Here is an 18,626-nt window from a genome sequence, read left to right on the forward strand (position 1 = left end):
TTTCAAATCGGACACCCTGAGCTATGGCCGTTGACCTGCAGGCGCTCTATCCCAAACTGATCCACCTGATGCTGGACACGGTGTTTGTGGTCGACAGGGACAACCGGATTGCCTTTGTCAGTGATGCCTGCCAGACCCTGCTCGGCTACCGTGCCGACGAGCTTACGGGGACCTTGATCACGGACTATATACACCCTGAAGACCTGGCGATTTCACGGGCCTCCATTGTTCGGGTGATGAATGGCCAGGCCCATGTCGATTTTCGCAACCGTTATGTGCGCAAGGATGGCGCTGTCGTGCATATCCTCTGGGCTGCCTTCTGGTCTGAGGATGTCGGTGCGCGGATCGGGGTTGCGCGGGACGTGACAGCCTTGAGGGCGGCCGAGGACGAATTGCGTTTTCTGGCCCATCACGACCCGCTGACCAAACTGACTAACCGCTCGCTGTTCAATGACCGCCTGGAATCTGCCCTGCGTGCAGCACACCGGCGCCAAGGCACCCTGGCCCTGCTGTTTGTGGATATGAATGACTTCAAGGACATCAATGATGTCTATGGGCATGCCATGGGCGATCGCGTGTTGTGCATGGCTGCGCAACGCCTGCACCGTTGTGTGCGCGAGTCGGACACGGTGGCGCGCATGGGCGGTGATGAGTTCACCGTGCTGTTGACCGATATCCAGTCCGCGGACGACGTGGCCTGGAAAATCGAACAGATTACTGCGGCGATGGCCGAGCCGCTCGGGGCTGAATTCGGCGGGATCAAAATGCCGTCTTGCAGTATTGGCATGGCCTTTTACCCCGTGGACGGAGAGGATGCCGATACGTTGCTCAGCCATGCCGATGGCGACATGTACCGGATAAAAAGGCACGGTTCCAGAGCCGGGTAACAAGGGGGAGGGTACCTGCGTCAAAATGGCCTGACAAATCCCGGGCCGCGCTCTTCAACTTGTACCTGTCTGCGGCTACTATGCGCGCCCTGATTCTGCCTGGTCGATGCTTGTCTTGAGCCCTGCCTGTCACTCGCCGGCCACGTCCGTGGCGTCGAGGATGCACAATCACACACCCCGGTTTTTCTGTCTCGCCCCGGCCTTTGCCGGCAGGTGCCGCTGTGCTTTTGCCCGAGCGGGTTATCCATTGATCAATGAGGTCTTGAGTCAATCATGTCTGTCCAATTGCTGGCGATGGCGCTGGCGCCGTTACTTGGGCTGTTTATCATCAGTATCGGCAACGGCATGCTTGCCTCGCTGACTACCCTGCGCCTGGACACAATGGGCCAGTCGGCGACCATGGTCGGTATCGTGTCTTCGGCGTATTTTATCGGGCTGACCCTGGGCTCGATCTTCAATGACCGGCTGATCGTGCGCATCGGCCATATCCGCGCCTACAGCTGCTTCGCGGCATTGATTGCCACCTCGATCCTGTTCCAGGGCATGTCATCCGAGCCCTGGACATGGTTTGTCCTGCGCCTGGTCAACGGTTGGGCCAGCGTCGGCGTATTCCTGGTGGTGGAAAGCTGGTTGTTGATGGCCGCCGACCCCAAGATTCGCGGGCGCCTGCTGGCTTTGTACATGATTGCCCTCTACGGTGCGGGGTTGCTGGGGCAGGTCAACCTGGGCGCCATTGCCCTGACCGGTGACACGGTGCCCTTTATGATCGCCGCCATTCTGGCTTCGCTGTCGTTGTTGCCCATTGTCATGTTGCCGCGGGCAACCCCGATTGTTGAGCGCGCAGAACCGCTGATGCCCTTGCAGTTGCTGCGTGCCACGCCCACCGGGGTGATTGGCTGTTTTGGTTCGGGTATTGCCATTGCCGCGGTGTATGCGTTGCTGCCCTTGTACCTGCAACGTATCGGCCTGGACGTGACCGAGGTCGGGCATATGATGGCCTGGGTGATTCTTGGCGCCATGCTGTTGCAGTACCCGGTCGGGCGCTGGTCGGACCATCAGGACCGGCATCTGGTATTGATCGTGCTGGGCGCTGCCTGCGCAGTGCTGTCATTGATCATCCTGATGCTGCCAGCGGGTTCGCCGTTACTGGTAGTGGCGTTTTTTCTGCTGGGGGGCGGTATCTTCGCGATTTACCCGGTGGCGGTCAGCCATGCGGCGGACCGGGCGTCGTCGGGGGCGATCGTGAGCATGATCCAGGGCTTGCTGCTGATCAACTCCCTGGGCTGTGCCATCAGCCCGCTGGTGATTTCGCCGCTGATGACCCGGGTCGGTGAAGCCGGGCTATTCTGGGCCCTGGCCGCGCTGAACCTGGGCCTGGTGCTGCTGTTTGCCTGGCGTCGTGCCAAGGGCTCGGAGCCAGTGACCGCAGCTCCCTTTACCGCGGCGGCACAAATGTCGGCCGTCGGGGTCGAGATGCGCGTCACCGAAGACCTGGCCCAGGCGGTGCTGGAGCATGAGCGCGAGGCCGATGGCGAGGTGTCAGACGAGTTGGCTGTTGCTACCGGCAAACCTTGAGGTCAAGGACTGCCGGTGTGGCCGTAGGGGAGGGTGTCGCGGGTGACCGATTGACGGCCCCTGGAATGCGCCCCCGCAGGGGCGCAGCGATCAATTGACCGGCATTTGCGGGCGACGTTTGACGCGACGCTTGATAAAGATGGCAATCACGATCAAGAGCAGTGCCAGCACGCTGAAGAACACCGTGTTGAACCAGGGGAAAGGCTCATCCCGGCTGTTGGTGGCTTCGATCGCAGTGATGTTGGGGAACACCGAGAAGATCTTGATGCGCCAGCCGTAGTAGCGGATCAGCGCCAGCTGGTTGGCATCGCGGGAGTAACCCTGGGCCTTGGCCTGGATATCGGCAGAGTCGAACTTGAAATACCAGGGGAAGGACCAGCCGGTGTCTTCGTTGCGATAAACCATGACCTCCTTGGTCACCGGGTCTTCAGTGTTGATGAAATACACATCCCGGGTCGGGCCGTCAGCCGGGTTTTCTGCGCTGATCACACCGTTGTGATCCATGCGCTTGACCTCAACCCCCGTGACCATCACCACATCGTGCTGGGGCAGAAAGTAAAACAGCCCCAGCCCCACGGCGCCGACTGCCAGCAGGATGACTCCCAGAATGATGCCTTTGAGCCATTTCATGCAAAAACCACGCACATATCAATTATTCCTGATGACTGTTGATTGAACTTGCGGCGCAGCTTATCGCAGCCTGCCCAAGGGACTACAAGGCCTGCATGCGCTGGCTACATAATTTGTAGCATTTTAGCTGTGCGTTTGCTCGCAGGCCTGCGCACCTCTCTTTGTGGCAGCGAGCCTGCTCGCGATACTGACGACAAGGTCTGTGAGGTAGATCGTGTCGATACCCTCGCGAGCAGGCTCGCTCCCACAGAAAATCAACGGCTGGCCGCTGCCCGGCTGATGCAACGCTGACGGCGTTCATCAACCCGCTGGGCAAACCAGGCGGTGGTCAGGTTGCGGGTGATTTTCGGGCTTTGCAGGGTGATGCCCGGTAATACCGCACGGGGCAGCGGCTTGCCTTGCTGGCGGTCGGCGAGGGCGAACACGTCCTGGTACAGGTCGGTTTCGTTGAAGTCCAGGCTGTCGCCTTTTTCAAGCTGACGGCGGATAGCGTTATGGCTCAGGCCCAGTTGCTTGCCCAGGGCGCGTACAGCCCGCTCGGTGGAGCCAACCGCGTAAGAGCCCGGAATAGTCAGGTCGCCATCCAGTGCCAGCGGTATGCCAGATGCACGGCTGACGGCATTCTGAAAAGCGGCATTGCGGCTGGCGTACCAGCCCGCGTTGAAGTCGGCAAAACGGTACAGCGACTGGTTGTAGTCCACCGGGTAACCGAGCAGATGGGCGATGCCGAAATACATGCCACCGCGGCGGGTGAAGACTTCCTGGCGGATCGAGTGGGCCACCGGGTAGGGATAGTCCCGTGCACGCTTTTCGGCAAAAGCGATGCTGACCTGCATTGGCCCGCCGGTATGCACCGGGTTCAAGCCGCCAAACAAGCTTTTGCCCAGTGGCACCATGCCGATGAAATCATCAAAAATGGCGCTCAACTGGCCCTCGGTGCGGGCCGCATCCAGGCGTTGGTTGTAGGTTTTACCGTCGGGCGAAGTGATGCTCAAGGCACTGCGCACTACAAATTCGGGGATATGCAGCTTGCCGGCGCGGCGGTTGATTTCGCTGCGGGCGATCTTGCCCAGCCCCGGTACCGGCGGGTCGGCCTGAAAGGTCGATTCCTGCTCGGTCACAGCCAGCACGGAACAGAGGTTTTCATCGGTGGCCGCCAGGCCTTGGGCAGTGAATGCGACCTGGATATCAGTTGCCCAGCCGGTGCGGTCTGCAACTTTGGCCGGTAGCAGTTGCACAATGCGGGCGCGGGTCTGGTCGGGAGTCCGGCTTGGCAGTGTTTGTGTGCTCTGACTGCTGCAACCTGCCAGTACCATTAGCGGAATAATCGGTAAACAATACCTGAAAAATCGATTCACCAGCGTTTAACTCCCTATTAGTGCGCAACCTGCAGTCGCGCTCAATCGTCGCGTGTAAGCACTTCCAGCAGTTCGATCTCAAACCGCAGGTTGGAGTTCGGTGTGATATGCGCGCCCATGCTTCTTTCACCATAGGCCAGGTGCGCGGGTACCTGCAGTGCGCGCTTGCCGCCGACCTGCATGCCCATCAGGCCGATGTCCCAGCCCTTGATCACTCGCCCGGTGCCGATCACGCACTGGAACGGCTTGCCGCGCTGATGCGAAGAGTCGAATACCGTGCCGTCTTCGAGCCAGCCGGTGTAGTGCGTGGTAATCAGGGCACCTTTGACCACCGCTTTACCGTCGCCGGGTAACAGGTCAGTGATGTGCAGTTCGTCAGTCATGGCGATAAGGCTCAAAAAAGTAGGATGAAGGATTGTACAGGGCAGGGGGATTTCTTGATCCAAAGGCATTGTTACATTTTGTATTAATTATTTTATGTAGGAAAAGGCTCTAAAACAAAGGGATTGCGGAACTTCCAAATGAGTATTGATGTCATTTGCGCTTTACTCTCAAATGAGAGCCCCTATCATCGCAGCCCTGGCAGTGCCGGGGAAAGCTAAACACGTAGGTCCTTTCGAGGTCGTGCGTCAGCAATTACCAGCCTTTGGCCTGCTGAGCACACTCCATTGTTAAGGGATCAACTGGACATGTCGTCTCGATTCAACCGCAGTCATCTTTCACTGGCTCTCATGGCCGCTCTGGCTTCGCCCACCCTGCTTGCCGACGCACTTGAGCGTGAGCGTGACGAAGTACCGGTAGAGGCCACCGATTTGCCGGTGGATGGCACCCGCCAGGCGTTGCAACTCGAAGAAACCCGTGTATTGGGCACTGCTGCCCAGGAGCTGAAGCAGGCACCCGGCGTGTCGATCATCACCGCCGAAGACATCAAGAAACGCCCGCCGGCCAATGACCTGTCCGACATCATTCGTCGCGAACCCGGGGTCAACCTCACCGGTAACAGTTCCAGCGGCGCCCGCGGCAATAACCGGCAGATCGACCTGCGTGGCATGGGCCCGGAAAACACCCTGATCCTCATCGACGGCAAGCCGTCTTCTTCGCGCAACGCCCAGCGCTATGGCTGGAGCGGCGACCGTGATACCCGCGGCGAAACCAACTGGGTACCGGCCGAAGAAGTCGAGCGCATCGAGATCCTGCGCGGCCCGGCAGCGGCGCGCTACGGTTCAGGGGCAATGGGCGGGGTGGTCAATATCATCACCAAGCGTCCATCGGACAAGCTAAAAGGCTCGTTGACCGCCTATTACCTGGCGCCGGAAGACGACGCCGAAGGTGTCAGCAAACGCACCAACTTCAACCTCAGCGGGCCGATCACGGATGATCTGGTGTTTCGTGTGTATGGCGGCCTGAACAAGACCGATGCTGACGATCCGGGCATCAATACCGCTGCCCAGGCCTCCCCCGACAGCGTCGTGGCGGGCCGCGAAGGCGTGCGCAACAAAGACATCAACGGCCTGCTCAGCTGGCAATTCACCCCTGAGCAGAGCCTGGACCTGGAAGCCAGTTACAGCCGCCAGGGCAATATTTTTGCCGGCGACACCATGCTCAACAGCGGGGGTGACTTCGTCAACAGCCTGACCGGCAAAGAGACCAGCGTGCTGCAGCGGAGCACCTTTTCGGCTACCCACAATGGTTCGTTTGACTGGGGCTCGACTTCGGCCTCGCTGACCCACGACCTGACCCGCAACGCGCGCCTCAACGAAGGCCTGGCCGGTTATGGTGAAGGTGCACCTTCTGCCAGCGCCGGCAGTTTTGAATCGCGCCTGCGCAATACCCGCGCTACAGGTGAGGTCAATCTGCCGCTGAACATGGGCACCGCCCAGGTACTGACTCTGGGTGGTGAATACCTCTACGAGTCGCTCAATGACCCGGGCTCGTTGCGTCCGCAAAGCTGGGACCCGGGGGCTGACGGCACACCCGGCCTGCCGGGTACGGACCGTACGCAAACCAAAACCACGGCCAACAGCTATGCGTTCTACGTCGAAGACAATATCGAAGTCGGCGCCAAAACCATCGTTACCCCCGGCGTGCGTTTCGATCACCACAGCGAATTTGGCGGCAACTGGAGCCCGAGCCTCAACGCCTCGCATCAGCTCACCGATGAGTTGAGCATCAAGGGCGGTATTGCCCGGGCCTACAAGACCCCGAACCTGTACCAGTCCAACCCCAACTACCTGCTGTACAGCCGCGGTGGTGGCTGCAGCTCGGTTGAAGTGAATATCGGTGGCTGCTACCTGGTGGGTAACCCGGATCTCAAACCGGAAATCAGCGTCAACAAAGAGATCGGCCTGGCATTCGACAAGGGCACCTGGCGCACCAGTGCCACCTATTTCCGCAACGACTACCAGAACAAGATCAATGCCAGCAACGAATCGGCATTCCGCCTGCCCAACGGCCGTCGCGTGCTGCAATGGGAAAACAGCGGCAAGGCCATCGTCCAGGGGGTGGAAGGCAACCTGTTTGTCAGCTTGCGTGAGGATCTGGACTGGAACACCAACCTGACCTACATGATCGAAAGCAAGGACAAGGAAACCGGCGACCCGCTGAGCATCATTCCCAAGTACACCGTCAATACCATGCTCGACTGGTACGCCACCGAAAAACTGTCGTTCCAGGTCAGCGGGACTTACTACGGCAAGCAGGAAGCGCCCAAGCGCAACAACCGCGCCAATGAAGCACTGGACAAGTCGGTGCAGCAGCCCGTCGATCCTTATGGTCTGGTGGGCTTGAGCAGCGGCTATGAGTTCAACAAAAACTTCAGTGTGCGGGTGGGCATCAACAACCTGTTCGACAAGCAACTGTACCGCAAGGGCAACTCGGACGAGGCGGGCGCGCAAACCTACAACGAGGCAGGCCGTGCGTACTTTGCGTCTGTGACCAGTTCGTTCTGATAACACCGCGGCCCATGCAGGCGCGACATCCGTGAAAACGGGTGTCGCGCCGTTGTCGCATCTGGCGCAGGCAAAAACCGGAGCTCGATAGAGGATTGAACACATGAAACTTGCAACGTCGGCCTGGGCGCCGATCGTGTCTCGCACACTGGCAGCACTGGTCGGTGGTTATGTCTTTACCTATGCCTTTACTGCGGCATTGGCGCGGCTGCTGCCGCTGGACAATGTAGACGCGATGATCGTCGCCAGCCTGCTGTCGTTTGTGATCTACACCTTCGCCATTTTGTGGGCATTTGCTGCCCGCCACCAGTGGTCGGCCTGGATGGGCGCGGTGCTCGCCGTGCCCCTGGCCGCCATCGGTTTTTGGCCGCAACTGCTGGAGCGACTGGGATGAAACAGACCCTGACCCAATCCATGGCCTGGCTGCACACCTGGGGTGGCCTGATCGTCGGCTGGTTGTTGTTCGTGATCTTTTTGACCGGCAGCCTGGCCGTGTTCGATCAGGAGATCGACAACTGGATGACCCCCGAGCTGCCGGCCCACCACCTGACCGATGAGCAGGCCGCGCAACGCGCACTGAGCTACTTGCAGACGCACAAGGCTGACGCAAAACAGTGGGGTATCAGCCTGCCCTATGAGCGCTCGCCGCAATTGCAGGCCTCCACCGGCGGGCGCCGTGATGGCGTGTCGGTGACCCTGGACCCGGATACCGGCGAGGTGATGCCGGTTCGCGAAACGGTAGGAGGGCGGTTTTTCTTTCTGTTCCACTTCACCCTGCACATGCCGCGCATGATCGGCATTTACCTGGTGGGTGCGCTGGCCATGGGCATGCTCGCGGCTTTGGTCAGCGGCATCGTGATCCACAAGAAGTTCTTCAAGGAATTCTTCACCTTTCGTCCCGCCAAAGGTCAGCGCTCGTGGCTTGACGCGCACAACGCCAGTGCCGTGCTGTTGCTGCCTTTTCACTTGATGATCACCTACACCGGGCTGGCGATTTTTCTGGTGATCTATATGCCGGCGGCCATGGATGCATTGTTCGATGGTGACCGCGAGGCCTTTTTCAAGGCACAGGACAAGGCGCCGGCCAGCGTTGCCGTGCAGCGCCCGGCAACCGCAGAGCCTGCACCGCTGGTGGCCCTGGGGCCGTTGCTGAGCCAGGCCCGGGCTGTCATGGGGCCGTTGGGCGGGATCAGCATCAGCAACCCCGGCATGAGCAATGCCGAAATCCAGATTCGTCCGATCCTGGGCAATCGCATTGCCCTGACCAAGGGCCAGGGCATGCGCTTTGACGGCGTCACCGGCGAGCAGTTGTCCGGCCCCACTGAAATGCGCCCAACGGTGCTGACCCATCGGGTGATTTCCGGGCTGCACTTTGCCCAGTTCGGCGGTTACCCGATGCGCTGGCTGTACTTTATTTGCGGGCTGATCAGCAGCGCCATGATCGCCAGCGGGCTGGTGCTGTTCACGGTCAAGCGGCGGCGCAAGTACGCCAGCGAAGGTCGGGTTGCCCAGGTGCTCTACCGTTTAGTCGAGGCGATCAATGTCACCGTTATGGCGGGCTTGAGCCTGGCTTGTATCAGCCTGTTGTGGGGCAACCGGCTGTTGCCGTCGGGGATGACCGAACGGGCGGATGCTGAATTGAATGTGTTCTTTGGCATGTGGGCGTTGAGCTTTGCCCATGCCTTGCTGCGCCCGCGCATGCAGGCCTGGCGCGAGCAACTCGGGTTGGCGGGAGGGTTGTGCCTGGCCTTGCCGTTGTTGAGTGTCTTCACCGTCAACCGGCCTTGGGCACTGCACAGCAGCATGGGCGTCGAGCTGACTGCTATGGCCCTGGGCGCTTTGTTGCTGTGGGCCTGCTGGAAAGTCTCGCAACCGGCGGTTGAGCGGGTGCCACGTAAAAAAACCGCCGTCATGGCCGAGGTAAATTGAGATGCTGGCTGATTATTTTGCTGCACTGGCGTTCGCTTACATCGGCATGCTTACCTTGTGCCAGGGGTTGGAGCGTCATTACAAACAGGTGTGGGGAAAGCCGCCTGCGGCCCGCTTGCGCCGTGTGCTACGGGTTGCCGGTTGGCTAAGCCTGGGGCTGAGTTTCTGGTTTTGCGGGTTGGCCTGGGGCTGGGCGATGGGGCCGGTGGGCTGGTTTGGCATGATCTCGTTGAGCGGTTTTAGCCTGCTGATGCTGTTGCCGTATCGGCCGCGACTGGCCGTGTGGCTGCCAATGGGCTTTGTGCCGGTTTGGGCGGTGATCGCAACCTTGCACTGATCGTTGTGGGAGCGGGCCTGCCCGCGATTTGGACAACGCGGTCTGCCAGGCAAACCGCAGTGATGCCATCGCGAGCAAGCCCGCTCCCACAGGTGAGAAGGTGGTTAGCGCTTGACCCACCGATTGGCCATCCAGTCCAGGCCACTGCACAACACAAAGTACACCAGCGCCACAAACAGGAAGATTTCCGTCGGGTGCACCATCACCCGGTTGCTGATCTGGGTGGCAACAAACGACAGCTCGCCGACCCCGATCACGTACGCCAGCGAGGTGTCCTTGATCAGTGAAATCCATTGGTTGAGGAAGGAGGGCAGCATCATCGGCAGGGCCTGCGGCAGAATGATCAGACGCAACACTTGCCAGCTACCCAGGCCGAGAGCCTTGCCCGCCGCCCATTGCCCGGCCGGCAGGCTGCTGATCCCGGCATACACCGAGTGGGCCAGGTACGCACCGCCGATCAACGACAGCGCACACACCACGGTGGCCAGCGCGGGTACATCGACCTTGAACAGGATGGGCAGCAGGAAGTAACTCCAGAAAATCAGCATCACCACCGGAATTGCCCGCAAAAAGCCCAGCACACCCAACAACAGCCAGCGCACCTTGCCGCGAATCATCACCAGGGCAATGCCCAGCACCAGCCCCAGCAGTGCCGAGATGATCCCCGACAACAGGCTGAGCAGCAGCGTCAGTGCTGCACCGCCCAAAGGTCCGTTGGGCCAGGCACCGAGCATGAAATACGAAAAGTTGTCGCTGATAACCGAAAAATCCATGACTTACACCACTCCCTGGCGATACCACTTGCTGCGTGCAATCAATTGGCCAAGTACTTCGAGCAAGGCAATGCTGGCCACATACAGCAGAGTGGCAAAACCGAAGGCCTGAAAGGTCTTGAAGGTTTCGGTCTCGACCTGACGCGAGGCGTAGGACAGCTCGGCCAAGCCAATGGCCATGGTCAGAGACGAGTTTTTCAGGGCGTTCATATACTGGCCCAGCAACGGTCCCAACGCCGTGCGCAGCGCCTGCGGGAACACGATATAGCGCCACACCTGTGCCGGCCTCAAGCCCAGCGCCAGACCTGCCGCCCGTTGTTCCACCCGCACCGAACTGACACCGGCGCGAAACTCCTCGCAAATAAAAGCGGCGGTGTAGAGCATCAGCCCCCAGAACCCGGCGAGAAACTCAAACGACGGCCAGTCAACTTCAAACAGCCCCAGTGACAGGCTGCGCGGCTGGTTGAGCCACATCACCAGCCCTTCGGGCAGCATGGCCGTGACCCCGAAGTACCAGAAAAACAGCTGCACCAGCAGTGGTGTGTTGCGAAACAGGGCCAGGTAGGCCCGTGCCGGCCACGACCACACACGCAAAGGCGAGATGCGTGCCAGGCACAGCAAAAACCCCAGCCCGGTAGCCACCAGGCAGGTCAGCAGGGAAAGGATCAGGGTGAGGACAAAACCATCGAGCAACCAGTGCAGGTATTGCGGGGCAAGCAGTTCACCGAACATAGAAACAGCGTCCATCCAGAAACGAGCAAACCCGTCCGGTTGACCGTGACGGGCTGAAGGAGACAGGAACTGTGGGAGCGAGCCTGCTCGCGAAAAGTCTTCGCGAGCAGGCTCGCTCCCACAGAGGCAGTGGCTTAGCTCTTGTCGCCAATCTTGTACAGGCGGGTCAGCGGGGTCTTGGTGGTCGGGCCGAACCAGGCGTCATAAATGCCCTGGGCCTTGCCCTGGGCTTCGAGGTCGGTGAGGGTCTGGTTAACCACCTCGGTCAGGCGCGCTTCGCCTTTAGGAATACCGACACCGATCAGGTCATTGGAAATGGTGAACGGCGGCACTTCATACTTGTCCTTGTCCGGCACATTGGCCAGCAGGCCGATCAGCTTCGGGCCGTCCTGGGTGATGGCCTGGACGTTGCCGTTGCGCAGGGCAGTGAAGGCGAACGGGGTGTCATCGTAGGCCACCACTTTGGCACCGGGGAATTTCTCGCGCAGCACGCCTTCATTGACCGTGCCCTTGTCCACCCCTACGCGCCATTTGTTCAGCTCCTCGGGGGATGTGAGGGTGCCTTTCTTGACGATAAATTGCTGGCCCGAAGCAAAGTACGGAATGCTGAAATTCACCTGCTCGGCGCGCTCGGGGGTGATGGTGAAGTTGGCCAGTACCAGGTCCACCTTGTTGGCCACCAGCAGCGGTACGCGGTTGGCCGGGTTGGTTGGCTGCAACTGCAACTTCACGCCCAGCTTGTCGGCGATGGCCTTGGCGTAGTCGACGTCGAGGCCTTCGATCTGCTTGCTGTTGGCATCGATAAAACCAAATGGCGGGTTGCTGTCGAAGGACGCCACGCGCAGCACACCGGATTTTTTGATGTCATCCAGACGATCGGCGTGGGCCAGGCCAGACAGGACAGCCAGGGTCAGGGCGGTGAGGGCAGTGAATTTTTTCATTTCGTTCTCATCATGAGTTGGAAGAGTTATGACGAGAGTCTTGCAGGAAAATTAGCTTTTAAAAAAGAATATAAAATGATTTATATATTCATTTTAGGAATAACAAAGAGCATGTCTTTACCGCACGCGACTCATCGCCATCACACTGGCCAATATGATGGCTGCGCCGGCCATCACCCCCATCGACACGGTGCTGCCCAACACCACGGCCGCCATCACCATTGCCACCGGCGGGATCAAATACATGACTCCTACTACGCGACTGACCTCGGCGCGGGCCAACACAAAGGCCCAGAACAGATAGGCCAGGGCGCTGGGGAAAATCCCCAGCAGCAACACCGCCCCGTTCACCCGGGCCGGCGCATTCAAGACTGCATCCACGAGCCCCGGCACGTATACACCCAGCAGCAAGGTCCCGCTCCAGATCGTGTAGCACACCAGAGTCAAAGGGCTGTAGCGGTTGGAGTAATGTTTTTGCAAGGCGAAATAGACGCTCCAGGAAAACGCCGCGAGCAAAACCAGCAAGCCCTGGGGCCTGAACCCTGCGAGGCCTTTATCGCTGATCACCACCACCAGCGCGCCCAGAAAACCCACAGCCACCCATAACCAGCGCCAGCCGCTGACGGTTTCTTTCAAAAACACCCGTGCGATCAGGGTGCTGAACAGTGGTGCGGATTGTGCCAACACGCTGGACGCGCCGGGGCTGATCCAGCGCTGGCCGAAATTGAGCGCCACGTGATGCAGCACAATGGCGAAAAAGCCCAGCACGATCAGCCAGGGCACATCCCTGAGCCGGGGCAGGCCAATGCGCAACACCAGCGCAACAGCCGCCATAAAGACCGAGGCAATCAAAAACCGCAGCAACGCCAGATGCCCCGGAGAATAATCCTGCAGGCCGATGTTTATCCCGATCGGTGAATAGGCCCAGCACAGTACGACAGCGGCCAGGGCTGCGATTATTTGCTTCCTTGTGTGCGAACACTTCAAATGTTTATTTCCAACGTCTTAGCGTCTTCAATAGCTCGTGCTATTCCGTTCCAGTAGTTTTCTGTGATGTCGAGAAAGCGTTTGAAGCCAATGGTTAGTTCGGCCAAATCAGCTTCGTTGCTGCACTCAAGCGCTGCTGCTATTAGTGACTGAACTTTATGCTCTTTTTCAGCTTCGCCAATATGGATGTAAAAATATTCACACCACTCGTGGAATTCATCATTGTTGGAATACAAGTTTTGATAATTTCGTGCGCCCTCGTATAAACGTGTCAGCATTGAATACGCAAGCCACTCTTGGGCAAGCAGTGCTCCTAGAGCATGACTTGACGGTCGTCCTTGCTCAGCGGGTGCATACAGTGCTTCCTGCTCTGCAATAAAGAGATGTGTTGAGGGTAAGACCTCTCCCGCCTCTAACTCGTCCAAGGTGTATTTTCTTCCGGCTAGACGACTTAACAGGTCAAGTAAGTACTTTTCTAAAAGCACACTGTGTGCTTTTTTTGCATCGCCGTTGCCTAACTCAGAGTATAGGTTTTTGACGATTTCTGCTCTTGCTGAAATGTGCTTTGCATGTAAAAAAGAAAGCGCGACCATCAAGGCTGTACGACATGTCCTGGCCCAATAATTTTGCGCAAATATTTCTACCTCCCGGAGCTTCATTGGAGAGCCTAACCAGCGTTGATAGAATGCGTTGTTCAGCGCGCCATGGTCAAAGACGGAATGTGCCAATGCTTCAATAACTGCCTCTTTAGTGTCCACGCTGTCCACTCCATTATGGTTTTTATTTTTTGGGGGTCACTGTCTTGATTCAGCAAAGCTATTTACAGACCTCAAATTTTGTCAGTTTATTAATTCATGACAAGTGATATATAAAGATTTCTGTAATCATCAGGAGTGAACCATGGAGCTTAGCCAGTTGCGTATGGTCAAGTCGGTGGCAGAGTGCGGCAGCATCGCGCTGGCGGCTCAGCAACTGCATTGCGTGCCGTCGAATATCACCACCCGGATCAAACAGCTGGAGAGTGAGCTGGGCACCGCGTTGTTTACCCGTGCGGGCCGGGGGTTGTGCATCAGCCCGGCGGGCCAGGTGTTTGTCGGCTATTGCGAGCAGATCCTGGCGCTGGTCGACCAGGCCCGGCGTGCCGTGCAGCCCCATGCCGTGCCTGCGGGCAAGCTGCGTATCGGCGCGATTGAGTCCTGTGCCACAGGGCGGTTGCCGCCGATGCTGGCCGAGTTCCATCAGCGCTATCCGCATGTGACCCTGGAACTGGTCACTGGGCAATGGCGGCAACTGATCGATGATGTGCAGCACCACCGGCTCGACGGCGCCGTGATTGCAGGGGGCATCGATCAGCCAAAACTTACAAAAACCCCGCTTTATCACGAGCCCCTGATAGTGATTGCCAGCCCGGCACTCGCACCGCTTACGGGTCTTGGGGATATGCATCAACACACGGTGTTCGCCTGGCCACCCGGTTGCCCGTACCGCGCCGTATTGGCGCGAGGGTTGGCGGTGCAGGGGCTTGAAGTCAACTGGGTCGATTACGCCAGTTGGGGCAGTATTATTGGTTGCGTCAGGGCGGGTGCGGGTCTGGCGTTGGTGCCTGAAGGGCTACTTGAGCATTTTGGCGTTTGCGTTCAGTTGGCACGCTACCGATTTGCCGAACTGGAGCCGGTCCCTAACCAGTTTTACTGGCACAGTGAAACCGGCCATCACAGTGCCCGGGAGGCGTTTGCCGAGTTGTTGGCGGAGCTTGTAGACCCTGCCGACACCTTGTAGCCGCTGACGAGGATCGCAGCCTCGCTCCGCTCGTCAGCGGCTACACCGCATCGGCAAGCGCTGTTTCCCGCGCTTTCAAGCTGCTGGCCTGCAGCAGTTCCCGGGTATAGGGGTGTTGCGGGTTGTCGAAGATGGACTGCGCATCCCCTTGTTCCACCACCTTGCCGTCCTTGATCACGATCATGTCGTGGGCCAGGGCATGCACCACCGCCAGGTCGTGGCTGATAAACAGGTAGGTCAGGCCATGCCGGGCCTGGAGGTCGCGCAGCAGGTCGACCACCTGTTTTTGCACCGTGCGGTCCAGGGCCGAGGTGGGTTCGTCGAGCAGTATCAGCTCCGGCTCCATGACCAGCGCCCTGGCAATGGAGATGCGCTGGCGCTGCCCGCCCGAGAACTCATGGGGGTAGCGATGACGGCTTTGCGGGTCCAGGCCCACTTCCTGCAAGACCCGGATCACCGCCGCCTCGCGCTCTTGCTCAGTGCCAATGTCATGGGCCAGCAAGCCTTCGCTGATGATCTGCTGCACCGACATGCGCGGGCTCAGGCTGCCAAACGGGTCCTGGAACACCACCTGCATTTGCCGGCGCAACGGGCGCAACAGGTTCTGGCTGAGGATGTTCAGTTGTTTATTACCGAAGCGGATTTCGCCCTCTGAGTCCACCAGCCGCAAAATAGCCTGGCCAAGGGTCGATTTGCCCGAGCCGGACTCGCCGACGATGCCCAGGGTGCGGCCTTTTTTCAGTTCAAAACTGACCCCATCCACCGCCTTGATAAAGTGTCGCTCGCGGCTGAACAGCGGTTTGGGCAGGGGGAACCAGACTTTCAGGTTGTCCACTTGCAGCAGGTTGTGACGGTGCTCTCCCGGTACCGGTCGGCCACTGGGCTCGGCTTCGATCAGCATGCGGCTGTAGGGGTGCTTCGGCTCGTTGAACAGGGCCTCGCAACTGGCCTGCTCGACTATCTCGCCACCGCGCATCACGCACACGCGCTGGGCAATCTTGCGCACCAGATTGAGGTCGTGGCTGATCAGCAACAACGACATGCCCAGGCGCTGTTGCAGGTCGATCAGCAGTTCGAGGATTTTTTGCTGCACCGTCACGTCCAGCGCCGTGGTCGGCTCATCGGCGATCAGCAGTTCCGGCTCATTGGCCAGGGCCATGGCGATCATCACCCGCTGGCGCTGCCCGCCAGACAGTTGGTGCGGATAGGCATTGAGGCGCTTGGCCGGTTCGCGGATGCCCACCAGTTCCAGCAGCTCCAGGGTGCGTTGCCGCGCAGCGCGGGTTTTCAGGCCCTTGTGGGTGATAAGGATTTCACTGATCTGTTTTTGCACGGTGTGCAGCGGATTGAGCGAGGTCATCGGCTCCTGGAAGATCATCGCAATGCGGTTGCCGCGCAAGCTGCGCAACTGGGCTTCGCTGGCATGCACCAGATCGACGCCGTCGTAGCGGATACTGCCTTGGGTCTCGACAGCCTTGCCCGGCAGCAGGCGCAGGATCGAGTGCGCGGTCACCGACTTGCCCGAGCCCGACTCGCCCACCAGCGCCATACACTCGCCACGGCGGATATCGAGGTTGATGCCGTGAACCACTTCTGCCCCGGCAAAGCTCACGCGCAAGTCGCGGATTTCTATCAGTGTGTTGGTCATGTCAATTCTCAGGTCCGGGGATCGAAGGCGTCGCGGCAGGCTTCGCCGATAAACACCAGTAGCGACAGGATCAGCGCCAGCGCACAGAACGCGGTCAGGCCCAGCCACGGCGCCTGCAGATTGTGTTTGGCCTGGCCGATCAGTTCGCCCAGGGATGCGCTGCCCGGGGGCATGCCAAAGCCGAGAAAGTCCAGGGCGGTGAGGGTGGCAATGGCACCGGTCAGGATAAACGGCAGGTAGGTCAGGGTGGAGGTCATGGCGTTGGGCAGGATATGCCGGCGCATCAGTGCGCCGTCAGTCAGGCCCAGGGCCCGCGCAGCCTTGACGTACTCCAGGCTGCGCCCGCGCAAGAACTCGGCGCGCACCACGTCCACCAGGGCCAGCCAGCTGAACAGCGCCATGATGCCCAGCAACCACCAGAAACTCGGAGCGACAAAGCCGGACAAAATGATCAGCAGGTACAGCACCGGTAACCCGGCCCAGATTTCCTGCACGCGCTGGCCAAGCAGGTCGACCAGGCCTCCATAGAAGCCTTGCAGGGCACCGGCGGTAATGCCCACCACGGTGCTGATGGCGGTCAGGATCAAGGCAAAGAGGATGGAAATCCGTGCGCCGAAGATCACGCGGGCCAGTACATCCCGGGCCTGATCGTCAGTGCCCAGCCAGTTGGTGGCGCTCGGCGGGCTGGGTGAGGGCTCCTGGAGGTCGTAGTTGACGGTGTCGTAGCTGAACGGAATCGGCGCGAAGAGCATCCAGCCGCCCTGATCGGCAATCAGCTTGCGTACGTAGTCGCTGCGGTAGTCGGGTTCAAAGGGCAACTCGCCGCCGAAATCGGTTTCGAGGTGACTGCTGACAATCGGAAAGTACCAGCTGTCCTTGTAGTGAATCGCCAGGGGCTTGTCGTTGGCAATCAGTTCACCGCCCAGACATACCACGAACAGCCCGATAAAAATCCACAGTGACCACCAGCCACGGCGGTTGGCCTTGAAATGTTTGAGGCGGCGACGGCCAAGAGGAGAGAGGTTGAACATCAGGCAGTCCTCGCCGAGAAATCAATACGGGGATCGAGCAGGGTGTAGCACAGGTCGCCGATCAGCTTGATCAGCAGGCCGAACAGGGTGAACAGAAACAGGGTGCCAAACACCACCGGGTAGTCCCGTGATACCGCCGCTTCGTAGCTCATGCGGCCGATGCCGTCGAGGTTGAAGATGGTTTCAATCAGCAGGGAGCCAGCAAAGAACACCTCGATCAACGCCTGGGGAATCCCGGCTACCACCAGCAGCATGGCGTTGCGCATCACATGGCCGTAAAGCACGCGGCGCTCGGTCAGGCCTTTGGCCCGCGCGGTAACCACATACTGTCGGCTGATTTCGTTGAGAAAGCTGTTTTTGGTGAGGATGGTCAAGGTGGCAAAACCGCCGATCACCAGCGCCGACACGGGCAGTACCATATGCCACAGATAATCGCCGATCTTGCCGAAGAAACTCAGGCTGTCGAAGTTGTCCGAGACGATGCCCTGCACCGGGAACCAGCTGACATAACTGCCGCCGGCAAACACCACGATCAACAGAATGGCGAACAGAAAGGCGGGCATGGCGTAGCCGATGATGATCGCCGTGCTGGTCCATACATCGAAGGCGCTGCCGTTGTGTATGGCCTTGCGGATGCCCAGCGGAATGGAAATCAGGTAGGTGATCAGCGTCGCCCACAGGCCCAGCGAGATGGATACCGGCAGCTTCTCCACGATCAGATCAGTGACCTTGGCCCCGCGAAAAAAACTGGTGCCGAAGTCCAGTTGCGCGTAGTTCTTGAGCATCAGCCAGAGACGCTCGTGCATGGGTTTGTCGAAGCCGTAATGCTTGGTGATTTCTTCAATCAAGGCCGGGTCAAGGCCGCGACTGCTACGGCTGGCCCCGCCGGCGGCCGCGGCCATTTCGCCACCGCCACCGCCGACCGCAGCGCCACCGAAGCCCTGCAGGCGGGCAATGGCCTGATCCACCGGACCACCGGGGGCGGCCTGCACGATCATAAAATTGACCACCAGAATGCACAGCAGGGTGGGGATGATGAGTAACAGGCGACGGCTGATGTAATGCAGCATC

The 18,626-nt window shown here is 59.4% G+C and carries 18 protein-coding genes; 7 read left to right on the forward strand and 11 right to left on the reverse strand.

Annotation, left to right across the window (positions count from 1 at the left end; translation table 11 throughout):
* Positions 1–23 precede the first annotated feature (23 nt).
* Both EQV96_RS21625 and EQV96_RS21630 read left to right on the forward strand, forming a co-directional pair.
* Complete coding sequence (locus EQV96_RS21625; protein WP_095018626.1) at positions 24–887, forward strand: sensor domain-containing diguanylate cyclase; 864 nt, start codon at positions 24–26, stop codon at positions 885–887.
* Between the two features lie 273 nt (positions 888–1,160).
* Positions 1,161–2,462: an MFS transporter gene (locus EQV96_RS21630; RefSeq protein WP_095002858.1), complete on the forward strand. Its 1,302-nt coding sequence runs from the start codon at positions 1,161–1,163 to the stop codon at positions 2,460–2,462.
* 90 nt (positions 2,463–2,552) lie between these two features.
* Here EQV96_RS21630 and EQV96_RS21635 read toward each other — a convergent pair whose 3' ends face one another.
* The 3 genes from EQV96_RS21635 to EQV96_RS21645 form a co-directional block, all read right to left on the reverse strand.
* Positions 2,553–3,092: a DUF1523 family protein gene (locus EQV96_RS21635; RefSeq protein ID WP_095018627.1), complete on the reverse strand. Its 540-nt coding sequence runs from the start codon at positions 3,090–3,092 to the stop codon at positions 2,553–2,555.
* A gap of 254 nt (positions 3,093–3,346) precedes the next feature.
* Positions 3,347–4,408, reverse strand: a complete 1,062-nt coding sequence (locus EQV96_RS21640; RefSeq protein WP_095039027.1) for a DUF1615 domain-containing protein — start codon at positions 4,406–4,408, stop codon at positions 3,347–3,349.
* Positions 4,409–4,491: 83 nt separating this feature from the next.
* Complete coding sequence (locus EQV96_RS21645) at positions 4,492–4,833, reverse strand: FKBP-type peptidyl-prolyl cis-trans isomerase (protein WP_095002855.1); 342 nt, start codon at positions 4,831–4,833, stop codon at positions 4,492–4,494.
* 306 nt (positions 4,834–5,139) lie between these two features.
* Here EQV96_RS21645 and EQV96_RS21650 point away from each other — a divergent pair, with 306 nt between their 5' ends.
* The 4 genes from EQV96_RS21650 to EQV96_RS21665 all read left to right on the forward strand — a co-directional run bounded on the left by EQV96_RS21650 (position 5,140) and on the right by EQV96_RS21665 (position 9,664).
* Positions 5,140–7,398 carry a FepA family TonB-dependent siderophore receptor gene (locus EQV96_RS21650; RefSeq protein ID WP_095020720.1) on the forward strand — a complete coding sequence of 753 codons (2,259 nt, stop codon included), beginning with the start codon at positions 5,140–5,142 and terminating at the stop codon, positions 7,396–7,398.
* A gap of 103 nt (positions 7,399–7,501) precedes the next feature.
* The gene (locus EQV96_RS21655) at positions 7,502–7,792 is read left to right on the forward strand and encodes an iron transporter (protein ID WP_095002853.1); all 291 of its coding nucleotides are present in this window, start codon (positions 7,502–7,504) and stop codon (positions 7,790–7,792) included.
* Positions 7,789–9,327: a PepSY-associated TM helix domain-containing protein gene (locus tag EQV96_RS21660; protein ID WP_240882385.1), complete on the forward strand. Its 1,539-nt coding sequence runs from the start codon at positions 7,789–7,791 to the stop codon at positions 9,325–9,327. The genes EQV96_RS21655 and EQV96_RS21660 overlap by 4 nt, the downstream gene beginning before the upstream one ends.
* Position 9,328: 1 nt before the next feature.
* The gene (locus tag EQV96_RS21665; protein WP_095002851.1) at positions 9,329–9,664 is read left to right on the forward strand and encodes a DUF3325 domain-containing protein; all 336 of its coding nucleotides are present in this window, start codon (positions 9,329–9,331) and stop codon (positions 9,662–9,664) included.
* Positions 9,665–9,768: 104 nt separating this feature from the next.
* Here the strand turns inward: EQV96_RS21665 and EQV96_RS21670 are convergent, their stop codons facing one another.
* The 5 genes from EQV96_RS21670 to EQV96_RS21690 all read right to left on the reverse strand — a co-directional run bounded on the left by EQV96_RS21670 (position 9,769) and on the right by EQV96_RS21690 (position 13,855).
* Positions 9,769–10,437, reverse strand: a complete 669-nt coding sequence (locus tag EQV96_RS21670; RefSeq protein ID WP_095002850.1) for an amino acid ABC transporter permease — start codon at positions 10,435–10,437, stop codon at positions 9,769–9,771.
* Positions 10,438–10,440: 3 nt separating this feature from the next.
* A complete protein-coding gene (locus EQV96_RS21675) occupies positions 10,441–11,169 on the reverse strand; it encodes an amino acid ABC transporter permease (RefSeq protein WP_153326959.1) in 729 nt (242 codons plus the stop codon).
* Between the two features lie 134 nt (positions 11,170–11,303).
* Positions 11,304–12,110, reverse strand: coding sequence for an ABC transporter substrate-binding protein (locus EQV96_RS21680; protein ID WP_240882386.1), 807 nt, complete (start codon positions 12,108–12,110; stop codon positions 11,304–11,306).
* A 117-nt stretch (positions 12,111–12,227) separates the two neighbouring features.
* On the reverse strand, positions 12,228–13,097 hold the full coding sequence (locus EQV96_RS21685; protein WP_138738305.1) for a DMT family transporter: 870 nt from the start codon (positions 13,095–13,097) through the stop codon (positions 12,228–12,230).
* Positions 13,094–13,855 carry an iron-containing redox enzyme family protein gene (locus tag EQV96_RS21690; RefSeq protein WP_238705515.1) on the reverse strand — a complete coding sequence of 254 codons (762 nt, stop codon included), beginning with the start codon at positions 13,853–13,855 and terminating at the stop codon, positions 13,094–13,096. Before EQV96_RS21690 ends, EQV96_RS21685 begins: the two co-directional genes overlap by 4 nt.
* 142 nt (positions 13,856–13,997) lie before the next feature.
* Between EQV96_RS21690 and EQV96_RS21695 the strand changes: the two genes are divergently transcribed.
* Positions 13,998–14,876 (forward strand): LysR family transcriptional regulator, encoded by an 879-nt coding sequence (locus EQV96_RS21695; RefSeq protein ID WP_095032047.1) that lies wholly within the window; start codon positions 13,998–14,000, stop codon positions 14,874–14,876.
* A gap of 40 nt (positions 14,877–14,916) precedes the next feature.
* Here the strand turns inward: EQV96_RS21695 and EQV96_RS21700 are convergent, their stop codons facing one another.
* From EQV96_RS21700 to yejB, 3 genes are read right to left on the reverse strand one after another with little or no spacing between them, the layout of a single operon-like run.
* Positions 14,917–16,524 (reverse strand): ABC transporter ATP-binding protein, encoded by a 1,608-nt coding sequence (locus tag EQV96_RS21700; protein WP_153326955.1) that lies wholly within the window; start codon positions 16,522–16,524, stop codon positions 14,917–14,919.
* Between the two features lie 8 nt (positions 16,525–16,532).
* On the reverse strand, positions 16,533–17,555 hold the full coding sequence (locus tag EQV96_RS21705; RefSeq protein ID WP_095002845.1) for an ABC transporter permease: 1,023 nt from the start codon (positions 17,553–17,555) through the stop codon (positions 16,533–16,535).
* Positions 17,555–18,625: a microcin C ABC transporter permease YejB gene (gene yejB, locus EQV96_RS21710; protein WP_150628156.1), complete on the reverse strand. Its 1,071-nt coding sequence runs from the start codon at positions 18,623–18,625 to the stop codon at positions 17,555–17,557. Before yejB ends, EQV96_RS21705 begins: the two co-directional genes overlap by 1 nt.
* Position 18,626 lies beyond the last annotated feature (1 nt).

Origin of the sequence: Pseudomonas sp. TMW22080, from assembly GCF_022496745.1 — a bacterium.
Lineage (GTDB): Bacteria > Pseudomonadota > Gammaproteobacteria > Pseudomonadales > Pseudomonadaceae > Aquipseudomonas > Aquipseudomonas bubulae.

What these genes read in the sequence shown, in the direction of transcription:
- EQV96_RS21625 (WP_095018626.1), top strand. Translation starts at nt 24, where the DNA reads ATGGCCGTTGACCTGCAGGCGCTCTATCCCAAACTGATCCACCTGATG.
- EQV96_RS21630 (WP_095002858.1), top strand. Translation starts at nt 1,161, where the DNA reads ATGTCTGTCCAATTGCTGGCGATGGCGCTGGCGCCGTTACTTGGGCTG.
- EQV96_RS21660 (WP_240882385.1), top strand. Translation starts at nt 7,789, where the DNA reads ATGAAACAGACCCTGACCCAATCCATGGCCTGGCTGCACACCTGGGGT.
- EQV96_RS21670 (WP_095002850.1), bottom strand. Translation starts at nt 10,437, where the DNA reads ATGGATTTTTCGGTTATCAGCGACAACTTTTCGTATTTCATGCTCGGT.
- EQV96_RS21680 (WP_240882386.1), bottom strand. Translation starts at nt 12,110, where the DNA reads ATGAAAAAATTCACTGCCCTCACCGCCCTGACCCTGGCTGTCCTGTCT.
- EQV96_RS21640 (WP_095039027.1), bottom strand. Translation starts at nt 4,408, where the DNA reads ATGGTACTGGCAGGTTGCAGCAGTCAGAGCACACAAACACTGCCAAGC.
- EQV96_RS21655 (WP_095002853.1), top strand. Translation starts at nt 7,502, where the DNA reads ATGAAACTTGCAACGTCGGCCTGGGCGCCGATCGTGTCTCGCACACTG.
- EQV96_RS21650 (WP_095020720.1), top strand. Translation starts at nt 5,140, where the DNA reads ATGTCGTCTCGATTCAACCGCAGTCATCTTTCACTGGCTCTCATGGCC.
- EQV96_RS21645 (WP_095002855.1), bottom strand. Translation starts at nt 4,833, where the DNA reads ATGACTGACGAACTGCACATCACTGACCTGTTACCCGGCGACGGTAAA.
- EQV96_RS21665 (WP_095002851.1), top strand. Translation starts at nt 9,329, where the DNA reads ATGCTGGCTGATTATTTTGCTGCACTGGCGTTCGCTTACATCGGCATG.
- EQV96_RS21700 (WP_153326955.1), bottom strand. Translation starts at nt 16,524, where the DNA reads ATGACCAACACACTGATAGAAATCCGCGACTTGCGCGTGAGCTTTGCC.
- EQV96_RS21675 (WP_153326959.1), bottom strand. Translation starts at nt 11,169, where the DNA reads ATGTTCGGTGAACTGCTTGCCCCGCAATACCTGCACTGGTTGCTCGAT.
- EQV96_RS21705 (WP_095002845.1), bottom strand. Translation starts at nt 17,555, where the DNA reads ATGTTCAACCTCTCTCCTCTTGGCCGTCGCCGCCTCAAACATTTCAAG.
- EQV96_RS21635 (WP_095018627.1), bottom strand. Translation starts at nt 3,092, where the DNA reads ATGAAATGGCTCAAAGGCATCATTCTGGGAGTCATCCTGCTGGCAGTC.
- yejB (WP_150628156.1), bottom strand. Translation starts at nt 18,625, where the DNA reads ATGCTGCATTACATCAGCCGTCGCCTGTTACTCATCATCCCCACCCTG.
- EQV96_RS21695 (WP_095032047.1), top strand. Translation starts at nt 13,998, where the DNA reads ATGGAGCTTAGCCAGTTGCGTATGGTCAAGTCGGTGGCAGAGTGCGGC.